Annotated in this window: 18 protein-coding genes; 15 read left to right on the forward strand and 3 right to left on the reverse strand. The window is 30.0% G+C overall.

Going from position 1 to position 18984, the window contains the following annotated elements; translation table 11 throughout:
- From XO10_RS05365 to XO10_RS05375, 3 genes are read right to left on the reverse strand one after another with little or no spacing between them, the layout of a single operon-like run.
- A complete protein-coding gene (locus tag XO10_RS05365) occupies positions 1–1158 on the reverse strand; it encodes an FtsW/RodA/SpoVE family cell cycle protein (protein WP_014296558.1) in 1158 nt (385 codons plus the stop codon).
- A complete protein-coding gene (locus tag XO10_RS05370; RefSeq protein ID WP_075780490.1) occupies positions 1145–3229 on the reverse strand; it encodes an HD domain-containing phosphohydrolase in 2085 nt (694 codons plus the stop codon). The genes XO10_RS05365 and XO10_RS05370 overlap by 14 nt, the downstream gene beginning before the upstream one ends.
- Complete coding sequence (locus tag XO10_RS05375) at positions 3219–3929, reverse strand: ABC transporter substrate-binding protein (protein WP_014296560.1); 711 nt, start codon at positions 3927–3929, stop codon at positions 3219–3221. The genes XO10_RS05370 and XO10_RS05375 overlap by 11 nt, the downstream gene beginning before the upstream one ends.
- 165 nt (positions 3930–4094) lie before the next feature.
- Between XO10_RS05375 and XO10_RS05380 the strand changes: the two genes are divergently transcribed.
- Genes XO10_RS05380 through miaA form a run of 15 tightly spaced genes read left to right on the forward strand, consistent with a single transcriptional unit; the run spans position 4095 to position 18939 of the window.
- A complete protein-coding gene (locus XO10_RS05380) occupies positions 4095–4820 on the forward strand; it encodes a DUF2520 domain-containing protein (RefSeq protein ID WP_014296561.1) in 726 nt (241 codons plus the stop codon).
- A 1-nt stretch (position 4821) separates the two neighbouring features.
- The gene (gene panB, locus XO10_RS05385; RefSeq protein WP_075780492.1) at positions 4822–5637 is read left to right on the forward strand and encodes a 3-methyl-2-oxobutanoate hydroxymethyltransferase; all 816 of its coding nucleotides are present in this window, start codon (positions 4822–4824) and stop codon (positions 5635–5637) included.
- An 11-nt stretch (positions 5638–5648) separates the two neighbouring features.
- Positions 5649–6377: a biotin--[acetyl-CoA-carboxylase] ligase gene (locus XO10_RS05390; RefSeq protein WP_255370596.1), complete on the forward strand. Its 729-nt coding sequence runs from the start codon at positions 5649–5651 to the stop codon at positions 6375–6377.
- A complete protein-coding gene (hpt, locus tag XO10_RS05395) occupies positions 6374–6904 on the forward strand; it encodes a hypoxanthine phosphoribosyltransferase (RefSeq protein ID WP_014296564.1) in 531 nt (176 codons plus the stop codon). Before XO10_RS05390 ends, hpt begins: the two co-directional genes overlap by 4 nt.
- 54 nt (positions 6905–6958) lie before the next feature.
- Positions 6959–7792 carry a purine-nucleoside phosphorylase gene (locus tag XO10_RS05400; protein WP_075780493.1) on the forward strand — a complete coding sequence of 278 codons (834 nt, stop codon included), beginning with the start codon at positions 6959–6961 and terminating at the stop codon, positions 7790–7792.
- 1 nt (position 7793) lies between these two features.
- Complete coding sequence (locus tag XO10_RS05405; RefSeq protein WP_171814210.1) at positions 7794–8795, forward strand: lytic transglycosylase domain-containing protein; 1002 nt, start codon at positions 7794–7796, stop codon at positions 8793–8795.
- Between the two features lie 9 nt (positions 8796–8804).
- Entirely contained in the window at positions 8805–10355 is a 1551-nt protein-coding gene (fliF, locus tag XO10_RS05410) for a flagellar basal-body MS-ring/collar protein FliF (protein ID WP_075780494.1), read from the forward strand.
- A gap of 11 nt (positions 10356–10366) precedes the next feature.
- A complete protein-coding gene (fliG, locus tag XO10_RS05415) occupies positions 10367–11377 on the forward strand; it encodes a flagellar motor switch protein FliG (protein WP_014296568.1) in 1011 nt (336 codons plus the stop codon).
- Positions 11370–12053, forward strand: coding sequence for a hypothetical protein (locus tag XO10_RS05420; protein ID WP_075780495.1), 684 nt, complete (start codon positions 11370–11372; stop codon positions 12051–12053). The genes fliG and XO10_RS05420 overlap by 8 nt, the downstream gene beginning before the upstream one ends.
- On the forward strand, positions 12040–13362 hold the full coding sequence (gene fliI / locus XO10_RS05425) for a flagellar protein export ATPase FliI (protein ID WP_014296570.1): 1323 nt from the start codon (positions 12040–12042) through the stop codon (positions 13360–13362). The genes XO10_RS05420 and fliI overlap by 14 nt, the downstream gene beginning before the upstream one ends.
- Before the next feature lie 25 nt (positions 13363–13387).
- Positions 13388–14752, forward strand: a complete 1365-nt coding sequence (locus XO10_RS05430) for a carbohydrate ABC transporter permease (protein ID WP_217671664.1) — start codon at positions 13388–13390, stop codon at positions 14750–14752.
- Positions 14753–14770: 18 nt separating this feature from the next.
- The gene (locus tag XO10_RS05435; protein ID WP_014296572.1) at positions 14771–16996 is read left to right on the forward strand and encodes a carbohydrate ABC transporter permease; all 2226 of its coding nucleotides are present in this window, start codon (positions 14771–14773) and stop codon (positions 16994–16996) included.
- Between the two features lie 2 nt (positions 16997–16998).
- Positions 16999–17346: a hypothetical protein gene (locus XO10_RS05440; protein WP_041638518.1), complete on the forward strand. Its 348-nt coding sequence runs from the start codon at positions 16999–17001 to the stop codon at positions 17344–17346.
- A complete protein-coding gene (locus tag XO10_RS05445) occupies positions 17273–18034 on the forward strand; it encodes a class I SAM-dependent methyltransferase (protein WP_014296573.1) in 762 nt (253 codons plus the stop codon). The genes XO10_RS05440 and XO10_RS05445 overlap by 74 nt, the downstream gene beginning before the upstream one ends.
- Positions 18031–18939, forward strand: coding sequence for a tRNA (adenosine(37)-N6)-dimethylallyltransferase MiaA (gene miaA / locus XO10_RS05450; protein WP_014296574.1), 909 nt, complete (start codon positions 18031–18033; stop codon positions 18937–18939). Before XO10_RS05445 ends, miaA begins: the two co-directional genes overlap by 4 nt.
- Positions 18940–18984 lie beyond the last annotated feature (45 nt).

Consider the following 18984-nt stretch of genomic DNA (forward strand, 5'->3'; position numbering starts at 1 on the left):
TTAATTCATTTCTCCTTTAAAATTCGTTTCATCATCTATATAATTTTCTTCTGCATATGATTCTGTTGTTGCAATACCTTTAGTTACCAAACCCAGCAAAAATGAAAAAATAATTATCTGACTCCCTCCATATGAAATCAAAGGCAACGGAACTCCTGTAACCGGCATTATTCCCAAATTCATCCCTATATTTTCAAAGACATGAAAAAATATAATCAAACTTGTTCCAAAATATATGTATTTCCAGAATCTTCTGGAAGTTTTTTGTGCATAAATATACATTCTATAAATTAATATTCCATAAAGCAATATGATTACAGTTATTCCCAAAAATCCAAATTCTTCACCTATTACAGAAATAATAAAATCATTATGGTCTTCCGGTACAAAATCAGAAAGATTCATAAAACCATTTAAATATCCTTTTCCAAAAAAACCACCAGAACCTATTGCTCTCATTGCCTGTAAAGTATTATATGCAACTCCAGCGGCATTTTTTTCAGGAAATAAAAAACCTATAATTCTGGCTTTTTGATAATCTTTCATAAAATAAAAGGCAAAAGGTGAGGAAAATAACATTAAAAACATTGAAGTTTTCCATGTTTTTTCATGTTCACCAGAAACATAGGTTAACATAAACCATAAACCAAATGTAAATAACGTCATACCCAGATCCGGCTGTTTAAAGATTAATCCAAGCCCTAACAACGTTGTTAGAGATAATATATAATATGCTTTTTTGTTTTTTTCTGCAAGGTATTTTGCAAAAATAATAAGTGTAAAGATCAAAAACAAATGAGAGGGCTGTATTCCAACAGGACCAACTCTTATCCATCGTCTTGCACCATAGCGTGCTCGTTCAAATACCAAAACATATATTAAAAGAAAAATAGTAAAAGAATATAAATAGCCGATAATTCTTTTTAAAAAACTTTCTTTTAAAAAATATGCGGTAAAAAATACTATTATTCCTAACGTTGAAAATATTATTTGTTTATAATAATTATCTTCTATATACTCTCCATATGTAGCTGTTCTTACTGCAAAAACTCCTATTATCAAAAGTAAAAAATATATTAAAGGAATTATATACTCAAATTTTCTCATTCTTTCAAAAGGTTCTGTATAAATTCCTGACAAAGGATTATTTCTTATCATTGTAATTTTTCCTCCAACTTTCTTCTTTTAAGAAAGCTACAAATTTCATTGCTAAATCAGGATCAAATTGTGTTCCGGCATTTTTTTCAATTTCCTTTATGCTTTCTTCAAATGAAAGTGCCTTTTTGTAAGGTCTGTCTGTTGTCATTGCATCAAAACTATCAGCAAGAGATATTATTCTTGAAATAAATGGTATTTCTTCGCCTTTTAATCCTTCTGGATATCCTCTGCCATCCCATCTTTCATGATGATACTTTGCAATAATTGCATATTCATCCATATAACCACTTTGTTTAAGCAATTCATAACTTTTAGTGGAATGTGTTTTTACTATTTCATATTCTTCATCTGTTAATCTTGTCTCCTTATTTAAAACTGTTTGGGGAATAAAGAATTTTCCTATATCATGCAATAAACTGGACCAATAAACCTTTCTTATCATATCTTTATCCAGTTTAAGATATTCTGCAAATTCTGTTGCATAATATGCAACTCTTTCTGAATGACCTTTTGTATATTTATCATAATACTCAAGAGCTTTTACAAGAGTTAATACAACATTTTTATGGAACCTTCCTTCTTCTTTTGAAATTTGCTTTAATCTAACAAATGCAGAAGCAAGATGCGAAAGAGCCTCTACAAGTCTCATAGATTCATTTGAAAAAGTCTTTCTGCCATTTTTTACACTTATATCCAGAGCAATTTGCCCAATAACATAATTGTTTATCTTTAAAGGCGCTAATAACGATTTTGAAATTGGTTTTGTTGCATCGGCTAATTCCTGAAGTTTTGTATCATCAAGCAATCCTTTATTTTTTTCAACAATATTTTCAACAACAGATACCTGTTTCGCATATATAAATGTTTTATTATCAAACACAACATGTTTCAGCCGTTTTTCATCATGCCCAATTGCACTGATAATCTTCCATATATTTTTATCTTTATTAAACAGAAAAATACTTCCATAATCGGCTTCAGGAACTATTTTTATAGCACTTTCAAGTAATTTGTCAAAAAAGACCTTTTCATCCATATCGGAAAGACTAAGACGGGCAATTACCGTTATTAACTCTTCTAATTTTTCAAAATACGTCTCTAATCGCTTATTTAAATCACTTAATTCTTCATTCATTGCCGTAGTTTCCTGCAAATAACCTTCTAATTCCAATTTATGCGCATAAATTCGTTTAATCAGTGAATTAAATGAATTTTTCAGAGATTCAAATTCTTCTATTTCAAAATTCTGATCAAACTCTTCCAGTAATTCATTTCTCATATGTTCTGTCAATGATTTAATAGGCCTGATAATCTGATTATTTAAATGCTTTATTTCCAATTTTCTCATAATTATTGATATTAATACAACAACAATCATACTTAATAATGTTACTAAAAAGAAGTTATATATATATTTACTATAATCTATTATTAAATAAACCTTTCTTCCATAAAGTTCAAATGTTTTAAAAATTGCAAACGGCTTATTTTCTTTAGTCAAAGAAATTTTCTCATTTTTTGCAAGAAAAACCTTTAATTCATCAATTACCGCTTTGACATCTAATTTAACAACTAAAATCCCTTCGAAAAAACGACTTTCTCCGTAAAAATCATAAAAGTACGGAAATAAATAACATATATTTTCATTGTCAACAATAACTTTAAACTCTGTTTTTTTCAATTCATCTATATGTTTATCAATATCAAATTGTTGAAACCCGGCTTTTTCTGGATATACAAAGGTAAATGTTTTTAACGACGGCTTATAGTCTCCTATACATGAGATAACAGAGTTGCTATTAACAACATTTTTTAGGATCTTTTCAGCATCAACAGATAAAGAATAAACATTTGCAATAACTTCCATATTCGTAATAATTCTCTTCTTTTGAGTATCAATAATCTTTAATATCCTATTGTACTGGATTTCAACTTCATTGTTCATATAAAAATATGTATTTAAAGCAAAAAAGATTGCCATTATTAAATATATGGCAGTGGTTGCAGCTATTAACTTTTTTCTTGTGTTTCTTCTAAACCATTGTTCTAATTTTATTTTATTATTTTCCATATTTTTTCAGTATAATATTTATTTTCTGTTTATTCTTCAAAATTATATAATTTATCTTTTCCAGTAAAATCTTATCTTTTGTTGCAATACCAACATCTGATTTTTCAAATGGCTCTCCAACAATTTCTACAGGATATTTTTTTGAAAAATATAAAGCATTTACCAGATCAAAGAAAGCAGCATCTACATTTCCATCTAAAACCCCTTCAAGACACTCTTCATTTGAAGAATATACATGTAAATGTACTATTTTGCCGCTATTAATTAATTCAAGCGTTTTTTTATACCCCGTTGAATCTTTTTTTGCGCCAATAGCTATATTATCAAAACTTGTTATTTTTTTCTTATTATCTTTTAATTTTATTAAAACCAACCCTGTAGTTAAATACGGTATTGAAAAATAATATTTTTTTCGTCTTTCGGGAGTAATATGTATTCCGCCTATTATCATATCCACATTTCCTTCATTTAGCGCATTGTCGACCAGATATGGAAACGAAAAAATATAAATTTCTACATTTTCATGCAGCTCTTGAGATATCATTTTTACAATTTCTACATCAATTCCTTTTAAAATATACCCATCTTCTACTTCTTCCATATATGCATATGGCTCTGTAAGTGAAATCCCAACCTTTAACACTGCATAAAATTGCACAGCTACTATCAAAAAAAAGATTATAAATAACTTGCTCTTCATAATAACTCCCTTTCAATTTATGTTATAATATAAGTAAATTTAGATTATATCATCATAAACAGCAAATCCAAAATAAATCCCGTATAAATATTATATCATAAAAAATATGCATTATGAAATATTCGTTATACTAAATATATTTAACTTTGCGGAGGTTTTTTATACATGAAAATTTATATAATTGGACCTGGAAAAGTGGGAAAAACTTTATATAATTGCTTAATAAAAAAATATTCTGATATAATATTAATAGGGAAGAATATTGATATATCAAATTACAGATTTGATGGCATTATAATAATTACAACACCCGATGATATTATTGAAAAAATATGGAATAAATTAAAAAATAATAACCTCGAAAATGTTCTCGCAATTGGTCATTGTAGTGGAGTATTGGACTCTTCTTTTATACAATCTGTGCCACATTTTTCCATGCACCCTAACTTTCCATTTAACTCAGAAAAAAAATGTGAAGAAATACAAAATATAGTCTGGGGAATTGAAGGCAATGAAAAGGGATTGGAATATGCAAAAAAATTAGTTACAGACTTAAAAGGAAAATATATCATTATTCCCCAAAACAAAAAAATCCAATATCATCTTGCAGCTGTTATACTTTCAAATTTTTCATATGCTCTGGCGAAATTATCCATGGATTTATATAAAGATATGAATCTTAACAACATAGAGCATTTAATAGACCTTGCAATCTATTCATTAAATAATATAAAAAAAGTAGGTTTAAAAGAAGCTTTAACTGGCCCTGTTGCAAGAAATGATATTAAAACCATTCAAAAAGAAAAAAAAATATTCAAAAGCTATTTTAACGATGAAAATATTTATGATTTTTTTATAGATACGCTATACAGGATAAAGGAGGAAAATTGACATGAGCATAAGAAAATTTCTAAAAATGAAAAAAAAGCAGGAGAAAATAGTAATGATTACTGCATATGATTATTTCTCCGCCAAAATCGCTGAAGCCGCAAATGTCGATATGATACTTGTTGGTGATTCAGCTTCAAATGTAATGCTTGGAAATAATGATACTATAAAAATAGGCATGGAAGAAATGATAATCTTTGTCAAAGCTGTAAAAAAAGGTGCTCCTAACACATTTATTATAGGAGACATGCCATTTTTAAGCTATCAGGTTTCCGATAGCGAAGCTATTAAAAATGCTGGTTTATTACTAAAAGCTGGTGCTGATGCTATAAAACTCGAAGGTGGATTAAATGTTGTGCCATTAATAAAAAAAATGGTGGATTTCGGGATACCGGTAATGGGTCATATAGGTTTTACTCCACAATCATATAAACAAATAGGTATAACTTCAAAAGGCAAAACTCAAACTGAAGAAGAAGTTTTATTAAACAGTGCAAAAGCTTTAGAAGATGCTGGAGCATTTTCAATTGTGTTGGAAATGGTTACAGAACCTGTTGCAAAAAAAATCTCAGAAGAATTGGCAATACCCACAATAGGTATAGGTTCTGGAAGATTTTGTGATGGTCAGGTTCTGGTATGGCATGATTTATTGGGGTTAAACAACGAATTTGAACCTAAATTTTTAAAAAAATACTTAAATGGTTTCGAATTATTTAAAGAAGCTATTGAAAATTATTCATCAGAAGTAAAAAATGGAAAATTTCCAGAAGCTAAACATGCATATAAACCTATAGAGGAAGGCAGTGACCAAAAATTATAGGAGATAAAATTATACATTTTGATACTATTAACTCAACAAACATTTTTTTAAAAGAACATTGGAAGGATTTGCCATCTGAAACAGTAGTATGGGCTGACAAACAAACAGGCGGATATGGAAGAATGAAAAGGCAGTGGATTGCAGATAGAGGAGGATTATGGTTCTCCGTATTATTTAAACCAACAAATATAAGACCCTATAATCCCTGGCACTATGTTCGATTATACAGTTTAGCCATACACGATATTTTAAAAGATAAATATAAATTAGAAACAGTAATAAAATGGCCAAATGATTTGCTTGTAAATGAGAAAAAAATATGTGGTATTCTTGGCGAAGCTGTATTCACTGGTGTAACACCTTCAGCTATAATAGTTGGCGTTGGATTAAATGTAAATAATAAAATTCCTGAAGAATTAAAAGATATAGCCACAAGTTATATTGAAGAAAAAAACAAAAAACTACATCTTGAGAAACTTCTAAAGCAAATTAATTCCCATGCATATTATAAATATTATTTAAAATATTTTAAAAGAGATAAAATATCCGCTTTCACAAAACAATGGATAAAAAAACTTAACATTCGAAATGGAGATTTTATAAAAATAATATTCCAAAATGAAGAAAAACGTGGTAAAATTATTTCAATACATGGTGATTATCTTGAAGTTGAATTTGAAAGTGGTATAGAAAAGGTATATGCTGGTGAGGTCTCATTAAGAAAGGAGCGTGTGGTATGAATATATCCCCTGAAAATTTAAAGGTATTATTAACAGAAGAACAGATTTTAAACAAAGCAAAAGAACTTGGTAAAGAAATTACAGAATATTATAAGGATATAGATGAAGAAATAGTTGCTGTTTGTGCTTTAAAAGGTTCTGTTCATTTTTTTGCTGATCTTGTAAAAAACATTGAACATGATATGGTATATCAGTTTGTAAGCATATCCAGTTATCACGGCGGAACACAATCAACAGGAAAAATCACAGTAAACAGCTGGTTAAATTATAGCTTAAAAGGAAAACACGTTCTGCTCATTGAAGATATAGTCGATACAGGAAATACCATAAAATTTTTAATGTCTGAAATATTAAAAGAGGAACCTGCTTCTTTAAAATTAACATCCCTTCTTATAAAAAATGCTCATGATCACGGTATAAAAGTAGACTTCCCTGGATTCTATATAGATAATTACTTCGTAATAGGTTATGGTCTTGACTATGATGAAAAATACAGAAACCTGCCATTTATTGGATATGTAGAATAATGTGATATAATAATAAATGAAAAATAAATATATTATATTTTGGAGGTGTTTTATATGAATTTTGACATTGAAGCATATGTAAAAAACGTAAAAGAAGCAGCTGAATATATAAAAAGTAAAGTATCTGAAAAACCTGAAGTGGCAATTGTTTTAGGTTCAGGGCTTCATGGAATCGCAAATAAACTTGAAGATGCCCTTGAAATAAGCTACTCAGAAATTCCAAATTTCCCTGTATCAACAGCACCTGGACACAAAGGTTCATTAATGTTTGGAAAAATTTCTGGAAAAAATGTGATGTTAATGAATGGAAGATTCCATTATTATGAAGGTTATACAATGAAAGAAGTAACATTCCCTATTAGAGTAATGCAGGAATTGGGTATTAAAATTCTTATTGTGACAAATGCTGCTGGTGGAATGAATCCAAATTTTGAAGTTGGAAACCCATGTATCATTACAGATCAAATTAACTTCTTTGGAGATAATCCATTAATAGGTCCAAATTATGATGAATGGGGACCAAGATTCCCTGATATGAGTGAAGCTTACGATAAAGAATTAACAGAAAAAGCTATCAGCGTTGCTAAAAAATTGGGAATTCCTGTTTATACAGGCGTATATCTTGGAATCACAGGACCAACATTTGAAACACCTGCTGAATTAAAAATGATGAGAAATTTTGGTGCAGACTTAGTTGGAATGTCAACAGTTCCAGAAGTTATTGTTGCTAATCACGCTGGAATAAGAGTTTTAGGTTTCTCTGCAGTAACAGACAAAGCAGTTCCAGATGAATTAAAACCTGTAACAGCCGAAGAAGTAATTGAAATCGCTAATAAAACTGGAGAAAAAATTGCCAATATAATTTTAGAATTATTGGGTGAATTATAAGGTGAAAAGGGTTATACTTTTCCTCTTTACTATATTAATTACTATATCTGGTTTTTCAGAAAAAACAGACATATATAATAAAATATTCTATAAACCAGGATTACACATGGAGTTGTATACCGACTCCATGTTTTTGACATTTGAATATACATATATTGGAAAATATTCTTATATGGATTCCAATGAATTACTAAGATATGTATGGACACAGGATAAAACATTAATAGGCGGTCAGATGTATGTTGAATCAAACTATTATACGCATGCAATTTCTTCAAGTCATGCAATAGGGCTTTTACAACTAAAACCTATAGTAGCTGAAGATTTTGGCGCTCATAATCTATTTAACCCTATTGATAATATAACAACAGCCTCTTTATATCATGATTATCTAAACAAAACTCTTGGTACTGAAAAAAAGCAAATTGCAGGATATTATCAGGGACCAACGTCAGTATTGAAAAATGGCATAAATTCAGCGGGAAGCTATTATTATAATAAAGTAAAAAAAGCACAAAAAAAATATAAAAACACTTCTGTCTATTCACCTTATTTAATAAGCATTAGCGGAAATGTGAAAAAAAATTATATGAATCTAATTGCAAATGAAGGTTTTGCATACAAAAATTGGGAATTTTATTCAAACCAACATTTCGAAGTTACAACTGAAAATAAATTTGAATTCAATAATCTTGAAGTTAAATTTGGTGGTTTTTACTTTCCAAAAACAAATTTCTCAATAGGTGCATTTTCAGATTATAATTTAAACATGGATACAATTGCAAGAATTGGCTATCCATGGGCTCAAAATGTAGTATCATTTAACAATAATAATAAAATTTTAAAACAAATTTATATGTCATATGATTTTAAAAACAATATGTGGATGAAATTTTATATAGATAAAGATTTTCTTTTTATAACAGGTATATCCATATACGACATAAAACTTGGAATTTTATTTAATTCCTCCTATAGAATAGGTATATTTATGAGTTTATGAGGTGGCTTTATGAACTTTTTAGAAAAGATAAAGGATTATTGGGATAATTTCCCTACAAATCAAAAGATATTGCTATCTATATTAGCCGCAGTTTTTTTAATAATAATAATATTTTTCATAATATTAAACTTAAGACCTAATTATCAGGTCTTAATAAGTGGTGTTGACGAACAACAGGGTGGAAAAATCATTTCAAAACTTGAGGAAATGAATATCCCATATAAAGTTGGTGCTGGCGGTTCTATAATGGTTCCAGAAAAATACAATAAATACGAATTATGGATGAAATTAGCTTTAGGTGGTGTTCTTGGAAATCAGGTTACAGGATATGAATTGCTTCAAAAACAGAGTTTCGGCGCTACAAGTTATGATAAACAGGTAAATTATCAAATAGCAATAGAAGGAGAGCTTGCACGTTCAATTTCCACAATGAAAGGAATACAATATGCAAGAGTTCATATTGTAATGCCTGCAAGGACATATTATACACCTGCAGAACAATCTAAACCAAAAGCTTCTGTTTTATTATTTCTTGAACCAGGTGCATCTATAGATTCAAATCAGGTAAGAGCTATTATGGAATTTGTTGCAGGAGCTGTTCAAAATCTTGATCCAAAAGATGTAAAGGTTGTAGACAATTATTCTCATAATCTCAGCGCGCAGGTTTTAGCTGAAGGAAATATAGCAGATGCAGCTACAAAGTTTGATTTAAAGAGAAAAATAGAAGAGTATTATACACAAAAAATAGAAGACAAGCTTCAGGTAGTGTTTGGAATGGGCGCAATTGTTGTATTGCCAGAAGTAGATTTAAACTGGCAAAAAATAGAACAGGAAGCACGAAATGTTCAACCTGTAAATAAAACTTCAGGTATAGTTGTTAGTGAGCAAAAAGAAACGGAGGAAAAAACCTCCTATTCTGGAACATCAAATGTTCCAGGCGTTGATTCAAATGTCCCTCCATATACAACACAAACGCCTGATAATCAGGGAGCCGATACATATAAAAATTCAAAAAGTATAATAAATTACGATTTTAATGAAATATATAAAAAGGTTACCGAAGACAAAAATGGTGAAATTGCCAATAAATCTATTACTATATTTATAGACGAGGACAAATCTCCTATTCCAAAAAACGAAACAACAATAGCTCAAATAAAAACAGCCATTTCAACAGCAACAGGAGCAACTCCTTCTAATATTACTGTTTTATTTACCAAATTTAATAAAGATTTAGAAGCAGAATACCAGAAAATGGTTGAACAGTCAAAAAGAGCAAAAACACTTACCATTATCATGGTTGCTTCTATAATATTCATGATATTTATTGCATTATTTGTAATAGCAATAATCAATGTTAGAAAGAAACAGAAAGCAAGGAAAACCATTCTTGAAAGAAAGAAAAAGCTTGAAGAAGCAGCAACAAGAATTATTGAAGAAATTGAACCGGAAGAAGTGGAACTTACCGAAGAACAAAAATCATTTGAAAAACTTGCAAAAATCGTTGATCAAAGTCTCGATGATGTTGTAGAAATTGTAAAATACTGGATTAATCAATAAGAGGTGATTTTATGGCTGCCAAACAAGATGTAAATGGCTTAAGGAAAGCAGCTATTTTGATAGTTTTAATGGGACCTGACAGAGCTTCAAAATTATTAAAAGAATTAAATGAAGAAGAGGTTGAAATGCTAACTTTAGAGGTTGCAAACCTCGGAAAAATATCAGATGAAGAAAAAGACGCTGTAATGTCAGAATTCTTCGAACTGATGAAAGTAAAAGAGTTCATAAAAGAAGGCGGTGTAGACTACGCCAAGAAATTGCTTGAAGAAGCATTTGGTCCTGAACAGGCTATCAAAATTATAGAAAACCTTGTTACAAACTTACAGGTTAAACCTTTCGATTTCTTAAAGAGAATCGATATTGCACAAATTACCAATGTATTGCAAAATGAACATCCTCAAACAGTAGCATTGGTATTATGTTATCTTCCACCAGGAGCTGCTGCTCAGGTTATTGCAGGATTACCGGAAGACTTACAGGTTGATGTTATTAAAAGAATTTCTATTATGGATAGGGCAACTCCTGATGTTGTTAAGGAGGTGGAGTCCCGTATGAAAGACAGATTATCTTCATTTGCCGCTCAACCATTCAGTCAGGTTGGCGGAATAGAAACAACAGCTGAAATTATGAATAATATCGACAGAACTGTATCCAAAAACATATTTGACAGATTATCCGAAACAGATCCAAAACTTTCAGAAGAAATCAGAAAGAAAATGTTCGTATTTGAAGATATACTTAAACTCGATGACAGAACTATTCAGAGAATACTCAGAGAAGTTGATACCCGTGATCTTACTCTTTCACTTAAAGGTGCATCAGAAGAACTCAAAGATAAATTACTTGGAAATATGTCACAAAGAGCTCGTCAGATGATAGAAGAAGAATTGGAATTTATGGGTCCTGTAAGATTAAAAGATGTTGATGAAGCACAGCAAAGAATTGTTGCAATTATAAGAAAACTCGAGGAATCTGGAGAAATCATAATTGCCGGTGGAGGAGGAGAAGAATTAATTGTATAATAAACGCATAATAAAGGGTCAATATGTAATATTTGAACCACCGGAAGAGGAATTAGAACACGAAAAAGAAAGCGCAGAAGAAATTGCCAGAAGAATAATAGAAGACGCCGAAAAAAAAGCAAGCGAAATAATTGAAAATGCAAAACAGGAAGCGGAGAGCATCATAAATGATGCTCACCTTGCTTATGCTGAAGAAGTTGAAAAAGGACGAAAAGAAGGGCAACAAAAAGCCCAGGAAGAAATAAATGCTTTAATAGAGCAATATTCTACCGAGTTAAACAAAATGTTAGAAGGATTTAACAATTCTCTCAACTTAGAAATATATAATGCAAGGATACTGATGTTTAATATTTTGAAATCTCTGGTTCATAAATTTCTTGATATTGAAATATTTTCTACTCCAAAATGGGTTGAAAATGCTTTAAATAAAATACTGGAATATTACATAGAAATGGAATTTATAAAAATACATGTAAGTTCAAATATTTTAAAAGACTATCCAGAATTAATAGAAAAAATAGAAAAAGTCGAAAAGGTTGAGATAATAGAAGATATTACTCTGCCAGATTTTTCAATAGCAGTACATACAAATATGGGTAAAGTTGTAATTAACAGGAACGAATTAATAAAAACTGTAAGTAAAATTATAGAGGAAGAATTAAATGAAAACTCATAACGATATACTGGAAAACATAAATCAACGTTTAAACGAACTGGATATATTTTCCCTTGAAGGAATAGTGGATAGAATAACCGGTGTGGTTATAGAATCCAGAGGACCTGATGTTTCTCTGGGAGATTTGTGTTCTATAACCTTAAAAGATGGAAGTACTGCTCTGTGTGAAGTTGTTGGTTTCGTTGGAAACAAGGTTTTGCTCATGCCATTTGAAGATGTTCACGGATTATATGTTGGTGCCAGAGTAAAAAAATTAAATAGAAAGGTGTCCATTGGCGTTTCTAATAATCTTCTTGGTCGTGTTCTTGATGGATTGGGAAGGCCTATGGATGGTAAACCTCTATATGCAGAAAAATATCGTTCCATTTACTCACCACCACCAAATCCTTTAATAAGAAATAAAATAGAGGAACCTCTTCCTGTTGGAATTAGAGCTATAGATGGTTTAATTACACTTGGCAAAGGGCAAAGGATTGGTATATTTGCTGGAAGTGGTGTTGGAAAGAGTACATTACTTGGTATGATAGCAAGAAATACCTCTGCTGATATAAACGTTATTTCTTTAATCGGTGAACGAGGTCGTGAAGTAAGAGAGTTTATAGAGCGCGATCTTGGCGAAGAAGGTTTAAAACGTTCGGTAGTTGTTGTTTCAACTTCAGATCAACCAGCCTTAATGAGAACAAAGGCTCTATTAAGCGCTACAACAATTGCTGAATATTTTAGAGATCAGGGATATAATGTAATGCTTATGGTTGACTCACTTACCCGTTGGGCTATGGCACAAAGGGAAATAGGATTGTCCATAGGTGAACCACCAGCAACACGCGGATATACACCAAGTGTATTTGCTGAATTACCAAAAATTTTAGAGAGAGCGGGTAATTCTGATAAAGGAAGTATTACAGCAATATATACTGTACTTGTTGAAGGTGATGATTTTAATGAACCCATTTCAGATACAGTTAGAGGTATTGTTGACGGTCATATCCTTCTTTCAAGACGATTGGCTGAATCTTCGCATTATCCGGCTATAGATGTACTTGCAAGTATTAGTAGGTTAATGTCTACCGTTGCAAAAGAAGAACATCTTGAAGCTGCGTATAGGGTAAGAGACATAATGGCAACATATAATGATGCAAAGGATTTAATAGAGGTTGGTGCTTATAAAGAAGGAACAAACCCTAAGATAGATATAGCAAAAAGGGAAATAGATAATATAAATCAATTTCTCAGACAAAGAACAAATGAAAATCCAGATTTCAATCAAATTGTAAATCAACTTATTGACTTAGCAAAAAAATTAAAATAATTAAATAGAGATAGGAGGAAGTTTTATGCCAGCTGAGATTCTTATTCCCGTAATTGGCGTCAGTATAGCTGTAGTATTATTCGTGATTATGAAAGTTTCTAAATACTTCTTATCTCCACATGCCTGGAGAAGAACCAGAGAAAGTATAACTGCATACCTTTATCTTTTACCTTCAATGATTGTTTTATCAATCTTTGTATTCTGGCCTATTATTTATTCATTTGTTTTGAGTTTCTTTAAATGGGATTTTAAAAATCAGGCTAATCCACAATTTATAGGCTTTGATAATTACATTCAATTATTTAAATTAAAACACCCAGTTTCAATGACTTTTAACGTGGCTTTTTTAGGAACATTTTTCCTCATATTTGCTACAATATATTTCTTAACAGTATTGCTTGATTTGAAAAGGATTTCAGATAAAAAAGTGAAAAATATTATTATTTTAAATGCTGTTATAAGTGCTATAACCTTTATTTTATGGAATGTTATATCTTATCAACTTCAATGGATAATATTTTTATGGTTAGCCTTTTCCTATACAGCCATCGCTGCTATGAAAAAAATAGAAGGAACTCCTGATAAATTATTATTAAGAATGATTATATTGATTACAGTATATGTTGCAGGAATCAAATTAATTCATATACCAGAAATTGTTACTTATCTTAGTATGGCAAAAGAAGAAGCGGATTTTCTTAAAGCTATATGGAATACAAGCTATTACGTTTTATTGTCAATGCCAATAACAATATTCCTTTCATTGGTAATAGCCATGTTATTCTATCAGGAAGTAAAAGGAAAGGTTGTATTTAGAACAATATACTTTATTCCTTTTGTTACCAGTGTTGTTGCTGTATCTCTTGTATGGCAATGGATATTTAACGATAACGGGCTTTTGAATTATATCCTTTCATTCTTTGGTGTGGAAAAGATTTTATGGTTAAAAGATGAAAAATGGACAATACCAACAATTGCTATAATCTCAATCTGGAAACTTGTTGGATATTATTCAATAATCTTCCTCGCTGGATTACAGAATATCGATAAAAGTTATTATGAAGCAGCAGAAGTTGATGGTGCAAACTCATGGCAGAAATTCGTTCATATTACATGGCCTTTATTATCACCAACAACATTCTTTATATTAATAGTTTCAATGATTGGTGCATTTAAGGTCTTCTCTGAAATATTCGTATTGTATTCAGGGCTTCCTGGACCATATAATAATAGTGGTTTAACCGTAGTTTATTATGTATTTGAAAAGTTCTATGGTGAACAGCGTATGGGTCAGGCAAGTGCTGCGGCATATGTATTATTTGGTATAATACTCATATTTACATTTATACAATTTGTTGCCGGTAAAAAACGTGTACATTACGATTCATAATAAAGGAGGCCTTTAAAAATGTCATGGAATAAATTCTTTAATACAATGGGAATTACAATAGTTTATCTTTTAATTATAGGTGGAGCAATAATAATGGCAATGCCATTTGCATGGATGGTTGTTACATCATTTAAAAGCAGCAGTGAAATTGCTCAATGGCCACCAAGGTGGACATCTAAAAACTTCAAATCAGAAATTATGGTTAATGTAAAAGGAACCTCATCTTCTGGAAGTTCTAAAAGCGGACTCAGTCTCGCAGAATTCAGAGCAGCACAAAGTGAAGATACATATAATCCATATAAAAAATTATTAATTATCGAAGATGACCCTGTAAGAAGAGGGTTAATAACCTTAACTTTTTCTAAACTTGATTATGCTGATAATCAGGAACTTAATAGTTTAGTAGAAAAAATAAAAGAGTATAATGCTAATTATCCATTAGTTCCTGATCTTTCTGCAGAAATCAACACATTGGATAATAGCCCTGAATCCTTTGAAAAATTCTATTTTAGCTTATATTCAACAGCAAATGGATTATTTAAAAAATCTCAATTATTAAAATATTTAGACAAAGAAATAAAAGATTCCATAAATTATATAGATAAATTTACAAAGGTATCCTTAGATAGACTTCCATATTTAAAAGTGAAAAGTACAGATTCCTCAGTGGTCAAAGAAGAAAAAGCAAGAAAAAAAGAAGAATTAAAAGAGTATCTTTTTTCTCTAAAAACAGAATTATCAAATGTTTCATCAGTAGTTGTTGAAATGTCCAAAGGAACAGGAATTGTAAGTGATAATGAAATAAATAAGGTTTTAGCCCTTTTAACAAATCTCGAAAGTAAATTTGTTTCATTTAATGACATGTATTTAAGAAGGGTGAATAGGCTTCTTGAAAAAAATATTTATTCCTCAATAATTAACAGTAAAAATTCTCTGGAATTTAAAGTATTCTTTGAAAAGAATTACTCTGATATTCAGAAAAAAGCAGCAAAGATTAATATAATCCAATTTAACGTCCCAACTAAAGAAGATATGAAAGAAAACTTCTTAAAAGCTTTTCATAATTCCAATATTCCTGAAGAATTTAAAAAAGCTTTAAATGAAAATGATGATATATTTGAAATAAAAGATGAATTTGTTCTTGCACTTGAACATAAATTCAATGAACATACATTAAATATATTAAAAATAAAATCTGAAGACCTTTCAAGAACTTTAATGGTCATAAGAAATCTTACAAAATACATTGATAAACTTCAACCTGATAATGTTGAACAATATTTAAATCCTTTTGATAAAGAATTTGTAAAAAATCAAAACTTTAAAGCTGAAGACCTCATAAAACTCGCAAAAATGAGAAAAGATTACAACAATATTCTTGAAACATTTAATAAATTGTATTCTGATTCTATCTCAGAAGTAAAATTAATTCAAAAACCGGAAAATGTTGAAAAAGTATATTACAGAAATTACTCAAATATAGAAATATACTTTAAGGATACTTATGCAATATGGTTCCTTGAAGATAATCCTACTATGAAAGCTAAATTTACACCTTCACAGGTATTTGCAAATGTCTTCCAGAATTATGTTGATGCATGGCATGCTGCACCATTTTCAAAATACTATATAAATACTGTATTTATGGCAACTACTACTACAATATTTGAAATCTTAATTGCAGCAATGGCAGCTTTTGCATTTGCCAAACTGGAATTCTGGGGTAAAAATGCATTATTCACGCTCTTCCTTGCAACTATGATGGTTCCAGGAGAAGTAATGCTCGTTCCTAACTTTATCACAATAAGTAAATTTAGATGGCTTGATACATACTATGCGCTGATAATTCCATGGATAGTAAGTGTATTTGCTATATTCCTTTTAAGACAGCAATTCTTAACCATACCAAATGATTTATGGGACGCTGCAAAAATTGATGGAAGCAGTAGCTGGAGATTCTTATGGACTGTAATGGTTCCATTAAGTAAACCTGCAATTATAACAGGTGCATTGTTAAAATTTGTTGGTAGCTGGAATGCATTCTTATGGGTATTAATAGTTACAAAGTCACCTGAAATGAGAACATTGGCTGTAGGATTGCAAACATTTACCACAGAATCTGGTACCATGTATAACCTGTTAATGGCTGCATCTACATTCTCAGTAATACCAATTATTATACTATTTATATTCATGCAAAAATACTTTGTTGCAGGAATTGCACGTTCCGGATTAAAGGGATAATTATGGCTCAACGAAAAAAGTTTGTTGTTGGAAAAAAGAAAAAAGAAAAAAAGAAATTAAATATAGGCTTTATAATAATATACATAGCTGTAATATTTGTTATACTTTATTTTAGTATTCAAATGGTAAGAATGTTTATAGTGTATTCCAGTTTAACCGAGGAATACAAAAAAACTCAATCGGAATTCGAAAATCTAAAGGAACAATTGAAAGAGCTTGAAAAAGAAAGGGATATGATAAAAGAATTCCTTGAAAAGAAAGGTGTGACCCTTGAAAATGGAAAAATTAATTATAACAACATCCCACAAACCATCGAAGGAACAAATACAACGGGCGAAGCAACTCGCTGAACAATATAATGGAGTATATAAAAACAGAAGGCATTTAAAAGCAAAAGATATATACTTTGTAGTTGAAAAGAACCTCACTTTAAAATTAAAAAAAGGTGATTTTGAATTTTTCTTTCATCCTTCTATTGTAAAAATAAGAATGAAAAATTATGTTGCCGACAAAAAGGATTATTTATTAAATAATCTTGAATTAAAAGGTAATGAAACAGTTCTGGATTTAACCTTTGGTCTTGGTAGTGAAGCATTATTAATAGCTTCTCAATTAACAGATGGAAAATTAATAGGTGTAGAAGGATCTTTCCCTATATATCTTGTTGTAAAAGAAAGTATGCCATATTATCCTTTTAAAATAAAATGGATAAAAGAGGCTTCAAAAAGAATAGAAATAATACACGCAAATTATAAATCATTCTTAAAAAAACAAAAAGATAAAAGTTATGATATAATTTATTGTGATCCAATGTTTGAAAATCCTGTTTTTGAATCATCAGCTCTAAATCCTTTAAGAAAATTCGCAGTATATGACCCACTTGAAATTGAAGATATTGAGGAAATGAAACGAGTAGCAAAAGATAAGGTAGTAATAAAAGCCCACATTAAAGATTCTATATGGGATAAATATAAATTTGATAAAGTAGATGGAAGCAAAAATTCAGGGGTATATTATGGAGTGATATACTTAAAATGAAACTAACGGCAATATTAGGTCCTACTGCAGTTGGAAAAACAAATATACTCACTAACCTCGGCGAAAAGTTCGAGGTTATTTCTTGTGATTCAAGGCAAATTTATAAATATATGAATATAGGTACAGCAAAGCCAACACCAGAAGAAAGAGAAAAAATTCCACATCACTTAATTGATTTCGTTTCACCTGATGAACATTATAATGCATACATGTATAGAGTAGATGCATTAAAAAAAATAAAAGAAGTCCTTAATAAAGGAAAGATTCCTATAATTTCAGGCGGAACTGGATTATATTTTGATGCAGTATCACGAGGTTTTTTTGAAGCACCATCTTCTTTAAGTTTAAGAAGCTATTTAAAAAAATTAGAATATTCTCAGCATGGTATAATAAGAGAAATATTAAAAGATGTGGATCCAGAAAGTTATGTAAGAATACATCCCAATGATTTAAAAAGAAGCATTAGAGCGTTGGAAATATATATACTTTCCGGCAAAAGAATGTCAGACTTAATAAAAAGCCAGAAAACAGAAAATCCTTACGAATTTCAAATTATAATTTTAGACAGAGATAGAAAAGAATTACATGAAAGGATAAATACACGTGTTGAAAAAATGATAGAAATGGGTTTAATTGACGAAGTAAAAAATCTATTAAGAATGGGTTATAACAAAAACTTAAATTCAATGAATACTATTGGATATAAAGAAGTATTAGAATATATTGAGGGAAAAGTTGATTATGATAAAATGATACATTTAATAAAAAGAAATACAAGAAGGTATGCACGACGCCAGATTATTTATTTTAGAGGATATAAAAACGCTATATGGATAAATCTTTCAGAAGAAAAAAATCCTGTTGAAAAAATCAAAAAAATCATTAAGAATGGTTTTAATGAATAAAAAAACTTATATTACTTTTTTCAATATTATTAAGGGGGGTATGAC

This window comes from Marinitoga sp. 1135 (genome assembly GCF_013363245.1).
GTDB lineage: Bacteria > Thermotogota > Thermotogae > Petrotogales > Petrotogaceae > Marinitoga > Marinitoga piezophila.